The sequence below is a fragment of the Agathobaculum faecis genome (assembly GCF_014287995.1).
Lineage (GTDB): Bacteria > Bacillota > Clostridia > Oscillospirales > Butyricicoccaceae > Agathobaculum > Agathobaculum ammoniilyticum.
Map to the genome: position 1 here is coordinate 1 of NZ_JACOPL010000031.1, position 10,793 is coordinate 10,793.

The following is a 10,793-nucleotide window of genomic DNA, read 5'->3' on the forward strand; positions in this document are numbered from 1 at the left end:
TAGTGCGTATCTATGGTGATGAGGGTACACCTGTTCCCATTCCGAACACAGTAGTTAAGCTCATTTACGGTGACAATACTTGGCTGGCGACGGCCTGGAAAGATAACTCGATGCGCACACCAGCGAATCCAGTAAAGGATTCGCTTGATATTCCTCAATAGCTCAGTTGGTAGAGCATGCGGCTGTTAACCGCAGGGTCGTTGGTTCGAGTCCAACTTGAGGAGCCATTTGATAAGGCTTTGCCGCCACATATTATGGTGGCGGCAAAGTGCTATCACTCCATGTTGATATGGGCCTTTAGCTCAGTTGGTTAGAGCAACCGGCTCATAACCGGTCGGTCCCGGGTTCGAGTCCCCGAAGGCCCACCAAATTTTATATTTGGCCCGGTAGCTCAGTTGGTTAGAGCGCCAGCCTGTCACGCTGGAGGCCGTGGGTTCAAGTCCCATCCGGGTCGCCATTACAAAACGGCGACTGTTTGATCGCCGTTTTGTATTATGCTGTTGTAGCTCAGTAGGTAGAGTGCATCCTTGGTAAGGATGAGGTCGTCAGTTCAACTCTGATCAACAGCTCCATGTTTTTTGCACCGATGCAAGATTTAAACTCTTGCTTTCGGTGCTTTTCCTGTTTTATTGTGAACTTCTTGCTTAATACTGGCTATCTGGTATTTTTATGATTCGGCGGCCTTTTTGCCGCGATTCACCATATCATTACCGTCACTATGCCCGTCACTCAAAAAGGCAGATAACTGGCTGCTGGCACGCCGGAGCATATCCTCTCCGGTATGTGTGTAGATGCGCTCAGTGACCTTGACGCTTGAATGCCCCATTAGTTTGGCGGCAACATTGATCGGTACGCCTGCGCGCTCGAGGTCAGTACAATATGTATGGCGAAGGTCGTAAAGTTGCATGGGCGGCAGCTGCTCTTTCAGGATAGGGAGCCGCTTCTGCTCCACAAGCACGGTTTCCGTTTCCTGCATAGCCAAGACAAAGCTGTGCCACATCCGGCGCATAACAGTCTTGGTCATCAGGCCGCCGCGGGGTTGGGGGAAGATATACTGGTTTGGCTGCACGTCTGGAAGGACCGCTGCAAGACGCGGGATCACTGGTACCCTGCGCGAACCAGCTTTTGACTTGGTTTCTTTGATCTCATTCGTGCGTGCTTCCAGCGCCTTGTTGACCCTGATATAGCCATTGTCGAGGTCGGCGCCGGTCAGCGGCGGTACTTCCCCAGGGCGCAGGCCGGTGTACAGTAGGAATTGGACGAGGACACCCATAGGATGCGTTTTTGCGGTTTCCAGTAAAATGATCCGTTCGCGCTCGGAGATAGCCCTGTGTGTTGCTGGAGGGCGGCAGATAGGCATACTCAATCCAGCCGCCGGATTTTTATTTATCATATCATCTTCGACCGCAGCTGTAAACATGGCAGTCAGCATTTGCAGCATGTGCTTAACCGTATCTTTGGCGCGTTTCTTCGCCATGTCGTTGAGCAGGTTTTGCAGATGGATCCGCTTGACGGCACCGATCTTGACCGGTCCATATAGCGGATACAGGTAGTTCTGCTGCAGGCTGCGGATACGCTCCTGTGACGCCTTGCGAAGGTTGGTGGTATAGACTTCGCGCCAAGCGTCGCCCCAGAGTTGCACGGTCATCTTATCTGCGGAAGGCCGCGCCTGCTCTGCGAGCTGCGCCCGCTTTTTCTGCTCCTTTTCTGCAAGCACGCGGAAGTCCTTGGAGCGGACGGAATATTCGATGCCGTCCACGCGGAAGTAGCGGCGGTAGTAGCCGTCTGCACCTTTTTTCGGTTTTGGCATATTCTATGTCTCCCTTACTTTACTTCTGGATTTGAGTATAGTAAAATAAGGGTAGATGATAGGAGTGCGAATCTTTTCATCTACCCATCTCCCGCTCTGGTGCGCCAACACCGGGGCGGGATTTTTTACACCCAGTGAGCAGCAAGCTTTTGTAGCTCGGGCAGGTAGGCTTTTTGAATTTTTGTTGCAATAACGGCGGCGGTGTGGTCGTCGTAAATGTGCGATGTCTGGTTACGGGCGTTCAGCATATCGAGCCAGACACTTTCATCGTCGATCAGCGCGGCGGCGTAGGCTTCGCGCAGCACCTGCTTGGGGAATTGCATGGTATTCTGCATACCAGCATCAAGCATATACTCCTTGAGCGCTTTCCAGCCGAGCTCAAAGGTGAATTCAAACCGCTGGATCATGCCGTCACGCACGGTATCGTTCGGAATGTTGTGGTAGTCCGTTACGGCTTCGGCAAGGCGCTGGACGGCGTTTACAAAGTTGTCACGCTTGGTTTTCTTCATATAAAATCACTCCATCTCGGTCGATTTCGGTGAGCAGGTCAGGGGAGGTGTACGTGGCGATAAACACAATATCAAACTTGAGCAGCGTCGGCAGATCGTCAACACCGGACAGGAAGGCAATCTGCTGCTTTTCCGGCATACCGTACACGGCTAGGTCGATGTCGCTGCGTTCGTGGTTGTCGCCGCGTGCACGGGAGCCGAACAGAGTCAGCTTTTGCGCGCCGCAGTCATGGGCAAGCTGCGCCAGGGCAGAGAATAATTTATCCATGGTCAGAACTCCTTGTCGAAAAGGTTCAAGATTCGGTTTTGCTCAAATCGGTCAAAAAGTGCTCATTTCGGCTCTTTTCAAATTCGATAGGGATAAAATCTTTTCTTCATTATTCATGGTGAGCCCTCTTTTCTATTGTGGCCTAAATTCAACCTTTACTACCAAACCGAGAATTTTAACTGCTGTTTCTTTCAGATTATAAACAAACGGCTGGTTGACTGGATTAGTTGATTGTGGCATCAGTGTAACAATATCCCCATGTCGGGAAAAACGCTTTAGTGTTGCGTCCTGATCGTCTATTAAAACTGCAGCTATTTCTCCGTTTTCCACGATGTCCTGCCTACGGATGATAACAATATCACCATCGTGTATGCGAGCCGCATCCATGCTGTCCCCTCTGACACGCAGGCCAAAATATTCCGCGCCGCCGTTGAGGTCGGTATAGGTGTATCCTTCGATATTTTCCTCGGCGTAAATCGGTACGCCGGCCGCGATTCGACCGAGAATGGGGATGCGCTGGAGGTGGGGGAAGTCGATGAGGGTCACGTTGGAGGGGAGGGAGGGCTTGTTATTTTCCCAGCCCATCAATGTACCAGGGGAGATCGCCAGGGCTGCAGCGATTGCCTCAATTTTATCTGAAGGAATATTTGTAATGATTCCATTCTCATATTTATAAATATTCTGTTTAGTAGAGCCTACTTTTTCAGCTAATTCAGTCTGTGACATACCGATTTCTTTGCGGCGCATTTTAATACGATCGCCTACATTCATAGGAGAAACCTCCTTTGTTGAAGTAACTTTATTATATCACAAAAATGTGTTAAGTCAATACGAAAATATCTTGACAAGTTACCGCAAAGGCGCTATACTTAGAGTAACTTAAAAAGATACGAGGTGATATGGTGATACAAACAGATAAGCTGCGAGGAATTATTTCTGAGCGGGGTTACTCTCAGGCAAAAGTAGCAGAAAGGATTGGAATTACACCAAAAACCTTTTACGAGAAAATGGCTAAAGGTGTTTTTGGTAGTGATGAAATTGAAATCATGATTCAAATGCTACATATTGACAACCCGACAGAAATTTTTTTTGCAGCAAAGTAACTTAAAAAGATACAAAGTCAAAAAGGGCAAACCCGAAGTATGAGGAGGTGAGGAAACATAAAATGATTCAACTTTCCGATAGTGGGCTGGAACGAATCGAAAAAGCAGCAGAAAAAAGCAAAAGCACAAATACACTTTTGCTGGTGTGCTTGATCAGGGAAGTAAGGAAACTACATAGTCTATTGAACGAGAACGATGATGCCGGTAATGGCAGCGATAACGGAACTGACAGTACCAATAATCGCGACGGCCGTCATGAATAAATCATGCTTTCGTTGCAGTTCTTTTTCTTCCTCAAGATATTGAATGATTTTGGTGGAGTCATCAAGGCAAATATAGTTTAAGGCGTCTCTTTCTTCCTGAGTAAATTTCACAAAAATCATCTCCTCATGCTCTTAGTATAGCATGAGGTAATGGAGTGGACAAGCACACACCGTGAGGAGGCGAGGAAACAATGAAGTATTACCTTGAGGGGGCTGCGGCTGGAATTATATTTATTTTGCTTATTCGCATTATAGCAAAGATTTAGCGATCTCTTGCAGTACCCATAAGTCCGATAAACAGGACAAATCCGAAGCGTGAGGAGGTGAGGAAGATGGAGACAATAAAAATGCATGTTGAGCTGCATGAGCTCGACAGTGCTATTGAAAAAGCGAACCGATTGATCCTTCTGTTGGGTGAAGCAAAAGAACTGATCGGTTCGCTTGCGGGTGGTGTGGATCAGAAATCTAATGACGCAGTGATCGCTTCGGAAGCAGCAGCGTCAAGCATTTCTTTCCAAGATTGAAAACAAGTGCTGTCTCTTACATAAGAATCTAAGGCAGTCTCATCAAGATTATTGTATTCTTCTTGGGTTTCAAATACGAATCCGCCATTACTAAGCCAATTTTCGTAATTATTGAAAGCAGTGTGCTTTGCTATGAAAGCGGTAGTCAATAACTTTTCCAGCGGTACGTCGCCATTAAACTCTCTCATGGTTTTATTAACGTTACGCTGCATACGCTTCAGTTCTTTCTGAAGCTTATCGAATCCCTTGAATGAAGATTTCACGTAGTTCACCCCCTTTCCGATTTCAGTATAGCACAGCAGAGTCGCGAAAGGAAATAAAAAGCAAATTGATCTTCGAGCAAGACCAGCATAGCACAGCACAAGTCCGATAAACAGGACAAACTTGAAGCATGAGGAAGTAATTAAAAATGTCACGTGCAAACACACGAGAAATCACAGTAGATACATTGCATATGCTGGCCGATGACATCGAGACGGCAATCAGCCTGATGACAAAGCAAAACGGCAAGGGCGGTTGCAACACCCAAGCCGTTCGCAAGCTGCTGGACGTATGTGATTATTTGAGAGGTCAGTCGTCATCCGGTTCGTCAATCAGCAAAAACTCCTCGGCTGCCTTGGGGAGTTCATAGCAGTATCCGTTTTTCGGAATAGCGAAAGCAAATACTCTATTATCTGGTGTTAGGTAGTCTTGCAAAGCGTAAAGTACAAGGTACTTTTCCGGCGATACATAAGACTCTATAGCTTTGGTCTTAGGTGTGCAGAAAAGCCAAAGATTATCACTGAGTTTATGGTAGCGCGTAGAGAAGTCTGCGATTATGCTTTCTAAATCGGCAGCCGTACAACAAAGGGTCGAAATGTCACAGCAAAGCATGTAATACATGGTAATCCACCTCCTTTCTGCTTCCATTTTAGAAGATGAGGCAGGAAAGGACAAGCAGTATAAAAGGAAGGAGGACACAGATGTTTTACACCAACCGTATCAGAGATTTGCGCATAGAACTGGAGCGGCACGTCGCGCGGCGTCGGATGAAAGGCTGCGGACCGCCGGAAGAGATCGGGCCTGGCATGATGACGGCAACCGACCTGACCAGTTACATAGGATGCAATGTAAAAACAACTTATAAATTCCTGCAAGGGGTACCCCGCATTCGTTCGGGGAAACATATCTACTACCACATCCGTGACGTAGCGACACGGCTTGCGCAGTTGGAAATGGAGGCGGCATCATGAACGAACGCATTATGCAGATCTACAAGCGGCTGAACGAAATTAACCATTTTCTGAACAAGGAGCTTACACACGAGATGAGGATCTCATACAAAAAAGAGAAAAATGAACTGTATGTTGAATTGGCAAGGTTGAAAGGGCAGGAAAAGCAATGAAACATAAACTTTTTACCGCTTGGCTGGCCGTACCCTTCGCGGCGGCGGTGGCCTCGGACAGCGGCGCGCTGCTCACAGCGATTGCGTGGGTGCTGCTGGCGTGGATCGTGTCCGCGCTGGTGTGGCTGGAGCGGTACCGGCGGCGCGAGGAGCAGAAGCGGCAGCGGCGATTTAACCGTATGCGCCGCGCTGCGTGGGAGGACAATCATGCCTCATGAAAAAAGCCGCCACGGAACGGCAATTCCGAGACGGCCAAGCAAAAAATTATGAATTCACCTTTATAATACCCGCAAGGAGGCGGGAAGTCAATGAAAATTGAGACATTAACTGAAAAAATAACAAACGGCAAGTTTTCGGCAGTCGTAGACTATGCCAGCGATATCGTCAGCGTGGATATTGGGGACGGCAGTGAGCCGTTTGCAATTTCATTCTGCGCGGTAGACGGCCTCGCCGATTTCCTCGGCATTGTGAAAGAGAGGGTCGGCTGATGGATATTGAGATCAGAAGTTTGGATATCTCGAATTTCAAGGGTATCCGCAGCCTGCACCTGGATTTTCACAGCGGCGTGAACAGCCTGTACGGCGATAATGCGACGGGCAAGAGCACAGTATACGACGCGCTGACCTGGTTGCTGTTCGGTAAGGACAGCCACGGAAGCGGCACTTTTTCAGTCAAGCCGATCGATTTACCGGCAGGCGTAACTCCGGAGGTCACCGCAGTACTCTCCGTGAACGGAGAGGTGCTGAAGCTGCGCAAGACCCTGCGCGAAAAGTGGGAAAAACACCGTGGCAGCGCGGAGGCGCGCTATGCGGGCGATAAACGGGACTACTTCATTGACGACGTACCGCGCAAGGAAAACGAGTACAAGCGCATCATCTCGGACTACATAGACGAGGAGCACTTCAAGCTGCTCACCAGCGTGTACGCGTTTGCGCGGGACATGCACTGGAAGGACCGCCGCGCGCTGCTGGCCGAGGTCTGCGGCCTGCCGGACGACAGGACGCTGCTGGCCGGTGCGCCGCAGTTCGCGGAGCTGGCGGAAAAGGCAGGGCGGCGCACGGTGGACGACTACAAGGCGGCGCTCATGGCACAGCGCAAGGGCGCGAACGCATCGCTCAATGCATTGCCCATCCGTATAGATGAGTGCGAGCGCATGGCCGCAGAACTGTCCGGACTGCCGTTTGAATCCGCGCGCCAACATGCCGAGATGCTGCGGAAAGACCGTGTGCGGGTACAGACCGAACTGGTCAAGCTGGACGGCGACGCGCTGACTGTTCAGGCTGAGAACGAGCGCGACGCGCTGGCGAACAAGCTGCGCGGTCTGGAAAACGAAAACCGCGCGCACAGGGACAGCCAGTATGTGCCGGCGGAGGATGATACGGCCGCCCTGATGCACGCAGACGAACAGGCACGGGAAGCGCTGGATCAGGCCAAGCGCATACAGTCCGACCTGCAGCAGCGCATTGCGGACGGGAATACCCGCCTGGAAGATTATCGCATCCGTTGGCGTGCGATCGACAAGGAGCAGTTTGCCGGCGGCACCTGCCCGACCTGCGGGCAGGACCTTCCGGCGGCAGAGCTGGAGGCAGCAAAACAGCGGTTTGAGACCAGCAAGCAGGACCGCAAGAACGGCCTGCTCGAGGACAGCAAACTGCTCAAGGCCGACATTGCATCCATGCAGGCACGGCTGCAGGAGGTAGAGGCATCCCTGCCCAGCTTACAGGCGACTGCCGATCAAACTGCACGCGCATTGGCTGATTATACCCCGCCCGCGGCGCCGGTGATTGAGGATTTGCCGGACTATCGGCGCCGTAAAGACGCGATCGGCCGCGCTATGGATGACTGCAACCGCCGAATCGAGCGACTGCGCACGGACAAGCAGGCAGAACGCGATCGGCTGGAAAACGAGTACAAGGAGATCACGGCCCAACTTCTTGAGAATGATACTATGCTCGCCAAAGAGCAGACGCTCGCAGATACCCGCCGCCGCGTGACTGAATTGCGGGAGGAGCAGCGCCGCGCCGCCGCAGAGGTGGAGGAAACAGACCGCATGATAGAGTTGTGCGAGGAGTTCGCGCGGTTCCGTGTGCAGTCGGTGGAGCAGTCGGTAAACAGCCATTTTCGATTGGCACGTTTTCGCCTGTATTCGGAGCAGGTCAACGGCGGTCTTATGGACTGCTGTGATGTAACGGTGGGAAATGTGCCATACGCGGATTTGAACAATGCGATGCAGATCAATGTGGGGCTGGACATTATTGAAACGCTTTCTCAGCACTATGACCGGCATGTACCATTATTTATCGACAACGCCGAGAGCGTGACCAAACTGCAGAACGCCGGTACACAGGTCGTGCGGCTGGTCGTTTCTGCGGAGGATAAGGAGTTGAGATTGGAATGAGCTTAAAGGCCAGGCGCAAACCTGCCAATAATATCCCGCCGATGGATGGCGGCACCTACATGGCGGTGTGCATCGGAGTGATCGACCTCGGCGAGCAGTATAAGCAGTTCGATAAGCAGAAGCAGGGCAAGTATGCAGAGGAATGTCTGTTCCTTTTCGAGATACCGGACGAGCGCGTTCAGGTGGACGGCGAGGACAAGCCGCGGTGGCTGTCCTCCCGCCGGTATACAGTATCGCTGCATGAGCGCAGCGGTCTGTACCAGATGCTGACCGCATGGCGTGGCAAAGCGCTCAGCGACGCAGAGCTAGACCCAGCGGGCGATGGCTTCGACTTAATGCAAATGGCAGGGCAGGGCGCCATGCTGAGCGTGTCCGTGGCCGAAAAGGATGACGGCAGCCGGCACAACAAGATCGAGGCAGTGACCGGCTTCCCGAAGGGTATCCCTGTTCCGAAAATCGAAAGCGAGGTTCTCGTGTTTGACGCGGATGATCCGGACATGGAGGCGTTCGGCAAGCTGCCCGAGTGGATTCAGGATATCATCCGCAAGTCCACGCAGTTCGCGGCCGACCCACCGGAGGAGAAGCTGAATATCCCGTCCGCGGCCGGCGCCGCGCAGGAAGACCAGGGGGAGGCGTGTCCGATTTGACGTTTGCATCACTGGCGAGCAGCTCCAAAGGGAATGCCTATGTAGTGAGCGACGGGGACACCACGCTGCTGCTCGAGTGCGGGCTGACTTTTAAGGAGCTGCAAAAGCGGCTCGGCTATCAGGTCTCCGGCCTGACGGCCTGCCTCGTGAGCCACGAGCACCAGGATCACGCCAAAGCCGCGGCGCAGCTGCTGAAGCATGGCGTGCCGGTCTACATGAGCTATGGTACAGCGGCGGCGCACAAGGATGCGATGGATGCAGCTCGCATCATGCGGGCGGGGGAGGCGCTGCGGTTCGGCGCGTTGACGGTCATGCCGTTCCGGACGTTCCACAACACGGAGGAGCCGCTGGGATTTCTGATCGGGGACGGCCGCACAGGGGAGCGCCTGCTGTTTGCGGTGGACACGGCGAACCTGGGCGTCAGGGCCGACCGGCTGACCTATATCGCTGTGGAATGCAACTACGAGGCCGCGCTGCTTGAGTACAGCGACCGCCTGACTGTAGCGCTCAAGGAGCGCATCCGGCACAGCCATTTTGAACTGTCGGACGTGATCCGCTGGCTGCACAAGCAGGACCTGTCCGGCGTACTGACTATCTATCTGCTGCACCTGTCCGCAGCGCACAGCCGGGCAGCTGCCTGGGAGGCACGTTTCCGGCAGGAGTTCCCGGGCATCAATATTGTGATTTGTAAGGAATAAGGTGCAAGGCAATCCGGCGCGGGGCGGCGCAGACCGCCCCAGCCTTGCCCGGCTGGAGGTGATGCGGTGGGCAGGCAGCCTAAACAGGGGCTTGACTATTTCCCTTTTGATGTAGGGCTTCTCAGTGATCCAAAGCTGCGGAGGCCGCGCCAGAAATACGGATATCTGGCGCAAGTGATATACATTGCCCTCCTGTGCATCCTGTATCGGGATAAGGGGTACTACATCCCATACGGCGGAGAACAGCGGGAGGACGTGATTTGGCAGGTCGGGGATATGCTTAATGGGCGGTATTCGACCTCTTCCGAAACAATAGCGAATGTGATAGACGAGCTGGCGGCGTGTGAACTATTCAGCGGCGACCTGTTCAGGCGTAACATCATCACATCGATCAGAGCGCAGAAAGCATACTATGCCGCGACAGTTGACCGGAAGTATGCAGACGTGAACTTCGACATCTGGCTTTTGTCCGAAACGGAAATGAAAAAGCTCAGCTCGAAGTCTGTTATTCTGCAATCTTTTATTTCTCGTTCGATAAATACGGGAAATCGCCCGATAAATGAAGATGATCGGACGAAAAGTACACAAAGCAGAGAACAGAAAAGCAGAGAAAAGCAGAGTACAGAAAAGCACAGTATAGCAGAGAACAGCAGAGAACGCGCTGAGGCGCTGGCTGCTGATCTGGAGCGGCTAATCGGAACAGAGATTGATGATAATTTCCGGCTGGACATTGCCCGTCTGATACAGGCCGGTATGCAGGAAGCGGTCATTATGGAGGCTTCCCGCCAGACCGGAAATAAGCATCCGCGCAAGCCTGCCGCCTATCTGCGGACTATCCTGCAAGGCTATGAGCGGGACGGTGTGCTGACCGCGGCCGATCTGGAAGCCACAGCACCAAAGTCGGACAAGGTAGATCCAGCGGAGCGGAACATGAACAGGCCGATGTACCCAGGCGGCCCAACCGTGGCAGAGTGGGAAGCGCGTGAAGCAGAACTGCGACGGCAGGCAAAGGCACGTCGCCTTGGGAGCAGTCACACGGATCGAAGTGGAGATATATGAGGAGGAACAGGAATGACGCGGGAAGAAGCGATTAAATTTGCAGAACACGCCGTGAATATGACCGGCATATCAGAGGTCAAAGAGTTTTACAGGATGGCTGCTGCCGCCCTCACCCCGCCCACGCAGGAGC

At 52.5% G+C, this 10,793-nt stretch carries 17 protein-coding genes, 4 tRNA genes and 1 rRNA gene; 15 read left to right on the plus strand and 7 right to left on the minus strand.

The features are described from left to right. Positions 1 to 2: 2 nt before the first annotated feature. From rrf to H8S45_RS15220, 5 genes are all read left to right on the plus strand, one after another. Positions 3 to 119, plus strand: a 5S ribosomal RNA gene (rrf, locus tag H8S45_RS15200). A gap of 32 nt (positions 120 to 151) precedes the next feature. Continuing rightward, positions 152 to 227 (plus strand) — tRNA-Asn (locus tag H8S45_RS15205). A 64-nt stretch (positions 228 to 291) separates the two neighbouring features. Beyond that, a tRNA-Ile gene (locus H8S45_RS15210) sits at positions 292 to 368 on the plus strand. A gap of 12 nt (positions 369 to 380) precedes the next feature. Then, positions 381 to 457: transfer RNA gene (locus H8S45_RS15215), tRNA-Asp, on the plus strand. Positions 458 to 496: 39 nt separating this feature from the next. Continuing rightward, positions 497 to 572 (plus strand) — tRNA-Thr (locus tag H8S45_RS15220). Between the two features lie 95 nt (positions 573 to 667). On the opposite strand, the gene H8S45_RS15225 is transcribed toward H8S45_RS15220, so the two are convergent. The 4 genes from H8S45_RS15225 to H8S45_RS15235 form a co-directional block, all read right to left on the minus strand. Then, positions 668 to 1,810, minus strand: coding sequence for a tyrosine-type recombinase/integrase (locus H8S45_RS15225; protein WP_186950487.1), 1,143 nt, complete (start codon positions 1,808 to 1,810; stop codon positions 668 to 670). A 125-nt stretch (positions 1,811 to 1,935) separates the two neighbouring features. Further along, positions 1,936 to 2,319, minus strand: coding sequence for a nucleotidyltransferase substrate binding protein (locus tag H8S45_RS16480; RefSeq protein WP_243182507.1), 384 nt, complete (start codon positions 2,317 to 2,319; stop codon positions 1,936 to 1,938). Continuing rightward, positions 2,300 to 2,587 (minus strand): nucleotidyltransferase family protein, encoded by a 288-nt coding sequence (locus tag H8S45_RS16485; protein WP_243182509.1) that lies wholly within the window; start codon positions 2,585 to 2,587, stop codon positions 2,300 to 2,302. Before H8S45_RS16485 ends, H8S45_RS16480 begins: the two co-directional genes overlap by 20 nt. Before the next feature lie 132 nt (positions 2,588 to 2,719). Then, positions 2,720 to 3,358 (minus strand): LexA family protein, encoded by a 639-nt coding sequence (locus tag H8S45_RS15235; protein ID WP_186950489.1) that lies wholly within the window; start codon positions 3,356 to 3,358, stop codon positions 2,720 to 2,722. 128 nt (positions 3,359 to 3,486) lie between these two features. On the opposite strand from H8S45_RS15235, the gene H8S45_RS15240 reads away from it, so the two are divergent. Beyond that, entirely contained in the window at positions 3,487 to 3,690 is a 204-nt protein-coding gene (locus tag H8S45_RS15240) for a helix-turn-helix domain-containing protein (protein WP_207724520.1), read from the plus strand. A gap of 179 nt (positions 3,691 to 3,869) precedes the next feature. Here the strand turns inward: H8S45_RS15240 and H8S45_RS15245 are convergent, their stop codons facing one another. Continuing rightward, positions 3,870 to 4,064, minus strand: a complete 195-nt coding sequence (locus H8S45_RS15245; RefSeq protein ID WP_186950490.1) for a hypothetical protein — start codon at positions 4,062 to 4,064, stop codon at positions 3,870 to 3,872. 221 nt (positions 4,065 to 4,285) lie between these two features. On the opposite strand from H8S45_RS15245, the gene H8S45_RS15250 reads away from it, so the two are divergent. Next, entirely contained in the window at positions 4,286 to 4,477 is a 192-nt protein-coding gene (locus H8S45_RS15250) for a hypothetical protein (protein WP_186950491.1), read from the plus strand. On the opposite strand, the gene H8S45_RS15255 is transcribed toward H8S45_RS15250, so the two are convergent. Continuing rightward, entirely contained in the window at positions 4,411 to 4,740 is a 330-nt protein-coding gene (locus H8S45_RS15255) for a hypothetical protein (RefSeq protein ID WP_186950492.1), read from the minus strand. The two genes, H8S45_RS15250 and H8S45_RS15255, sit on opposite strands and share 67 nt — an antisense overlap. A gap of 307 nt (positions 4,741 to 5,047) precedes the next feature. Then, positions 5,048 to 5,359 (minus strand): hypothetical protein, encoded by a 312-nt coding sequence (locus H8S45_RS15260; RefSeq protein ID WP_186950493.1) that lies wholly within the window; start codon positions 5,357 to 5,359, stop codon positions 5,048 to 5,050. An 80-nt stretch (positions 5,360 to 5,439) separates the two neighbouring features. Between H8S45_RS15260 and H8S45_RS15265 the strand changes: the two genes are divergently transcribed. The 8 genes from H8S45_RS15265 (at position 5,440) to H8S45_RS15300 (ending at position 10,663) form a co-directional block, all read left to right on the plus strand. After that, positions 5,440 to 5,709, plus strand: coding sequence for a hypothetical protein (locus H8S45_RS15265; RefSeq protein ID WP_186950494.1), 270 nt, complete (start codon positions 5,440 to 5,442; stop codon positions 5,707 to 5,709). Continuing rightward, a complete protein-coding gene (locus H8S45_RS15270) occupies positions 5,706 to 5,861 on the plus strand; it encodes a hypothetical protein (RefSeq protein WP_186950495.1) in 156 nt (51 codons plus the stop codon). Before H8S45_RS15265 ends, H8S45_RS15270 begins: the two co-directional genes overlap by 4 nt. Beyond that, positions 5,858 to 6,079, plus strand: a complete 222-nt coding sequence (locus tag H8S45_RS15275; protein WP_186950496.1) for a hypothetical protein — start codon at positions 5,858 to 5,860, stop codon at positions 6,077 to 6,079. The genes H8S45_RS15270 and H8S45_RS15275 overlap by 4 nt, the downstream gene beginning before the upstream one ends. A gap of 90 nt (positions 6,080 to 6,169) precedes the next feature. Further along, the gene (locus H8S45_RS15280) at positions 6,170 to 6,349 is read left to right on the plus strand and encodes a hypothetical protein (protein WP_186950498.1); all 180 of its coding nucleotides are present in this window, start codon (positions 6,170 to 6,172) and stop codon (positions 6,347 to 6,349) included. Further along, positions 6,349 to 8,259 carry an AAA family ATPase gene (locus H8S45_RS15285; RefSeq protein WP_186950500.1) on the plus strand — a complete coding sequence of 637 codons (1,911 nt, stop codon included), beginning with the start codon at positions 6,349 to 6,351 and terminating at the stop codon, positions 8,257 to 8,259. Before H8S45_RS15280 ends, H8S45_RS15285 begins: the two co-directional genes overlap by 1 nt. Then, complete coding sequence (locus H8S45_RS15290) at positions 8,256 to 8,906, plus strand: phage replication initiation protein, NGO0469 family (RefSeq protein ID WP_186950502.1); 651 nt, start codon at positions 8,256 to 8,258, stop codon at positions 8,904 to 8,906. Before H8S45_RS15285 ends, H8S45_RS15290 begins: the two co-directional genes overlap by 4 nt. Continuing rightward, entirely contained in the window at positions 8,903 to 9,604 is a 702-nt protein-coding gene (locus tag H8S45_RS15295; RefSeq protein ID WP_186950504.1) for an MBL fold metallo-hydrolase, read from the plus strand. The genes H8S45_RS15290 and H8S45_RS15295 overlap by 4 nt, the downstream gene beginning before the upstream one ends. Positions 9,605 to 9,670: 66 nt before the next feature. Continuing rightward, positions 9,671 to 10,663 (plus strand): DUF4373 domain-containing protein, encoded by a 993-nt coding sequence (locus tag H8S45_RS15300; RefSeq protein ID WP_186950506.1) that lies wholly within the window; start codon positions 9,671 to 9,673, stop codon positions 10,661 to 10,663. Positions 10,664 to 10,793: the final 130 nt, after the last annotated feature.

Bases quoted from the DNA above. Each gene is read 5' to 3' on its own strand.
- H8S45_RS15225 (WP_186950487.1), bottom strand. From the start codon at position 1,810: ATGCCAAAACCGAAAAAAGGTGCAGACGGCTACTACCGCCGCTACTTC.
- H8S45_RS16480 (WP_243182507.1), bottom strand. From the start codon at position 2,319: ATGAAGAAAACCAAGCGTGACAACTTTGTAAACGCCGTCCAGCGCCTT.
- H8S45_RS16485 (WP_243182509.1), bottom strand. From the start codon at position 2,587: ATGGATAAATTATTCTCTGCCCTGGCGCAGCTTGCCCATGACTGCGGC.
- H8S45_RS15235 (WP_186950489.1), bottom strand. From the start codon at position 3,358: ATGAATGTAGGCGATCGTATTAAAATGCGCCGCAAAGAAATCGGTATG.
- H8S45_RS15240 (WP_207724520.1), top strand. From the start codon at position 3,487: ATGGTGATACAAACAGATAAGCTGCGAGGAATTATTTCTGAGCGGGGT.
- H8S45_RS15250 (WP_186950491.1), top strand. From the start codon at position 4,286: ATGGAGACAATAAAAATGCATGTTGAGCTGCATGAGCTCGACAGTGCT.
- H8S45_RS15260 (WP_186950493.1), bottom strand. From the start codon at position 5,359: ATGTATTACATGCTTTGCTGTGACATTTCGACCCTTTGTTGTACGGCT.
- H8S45_RS15265 (WP_186950494.1), top strand. From the start codon at position 5,440: ATGTTTTACACCAACCGTATCAGAGATTTGCGCATAGAACTGGAGCGG.
- H8S45_RS15270 (WP_186950495.1), top strand. From the start codon at position 5,706: ATGAACGAACGCATTATGCAGATCTACAAGCGGCTGAACGAAATTAAC.
- H8S45_RS15275 (WP_186950496.1), top strand. From the start codon at position 5,858: ATGAAACATAAACTTTTTACCGCTTGGCTGGCCGTACCCTTCGCGGCG.
- H8S45_RS15280 (WP_186950498.1), top strand. From the start codon at position 6,170: ATGAAAATTGAGACATTAACTGAAAAAATAACAAACGGCAAGTTTTCG.
- H8S45_RS15285 (WP_186950500.1), top strand. From the start codon at position 6,349: ATGGATATTGAGATCAGAAGTTTGGATATCTCGAATTTCAAGGGTATC.
- H8S45_RS15290 (WP_186950502.1), top strand. From the start codon at position 8,256: ATGAGCTTAAAGGCCAGGCGCAAACCTGCCAATAATATCCCGCCGATG.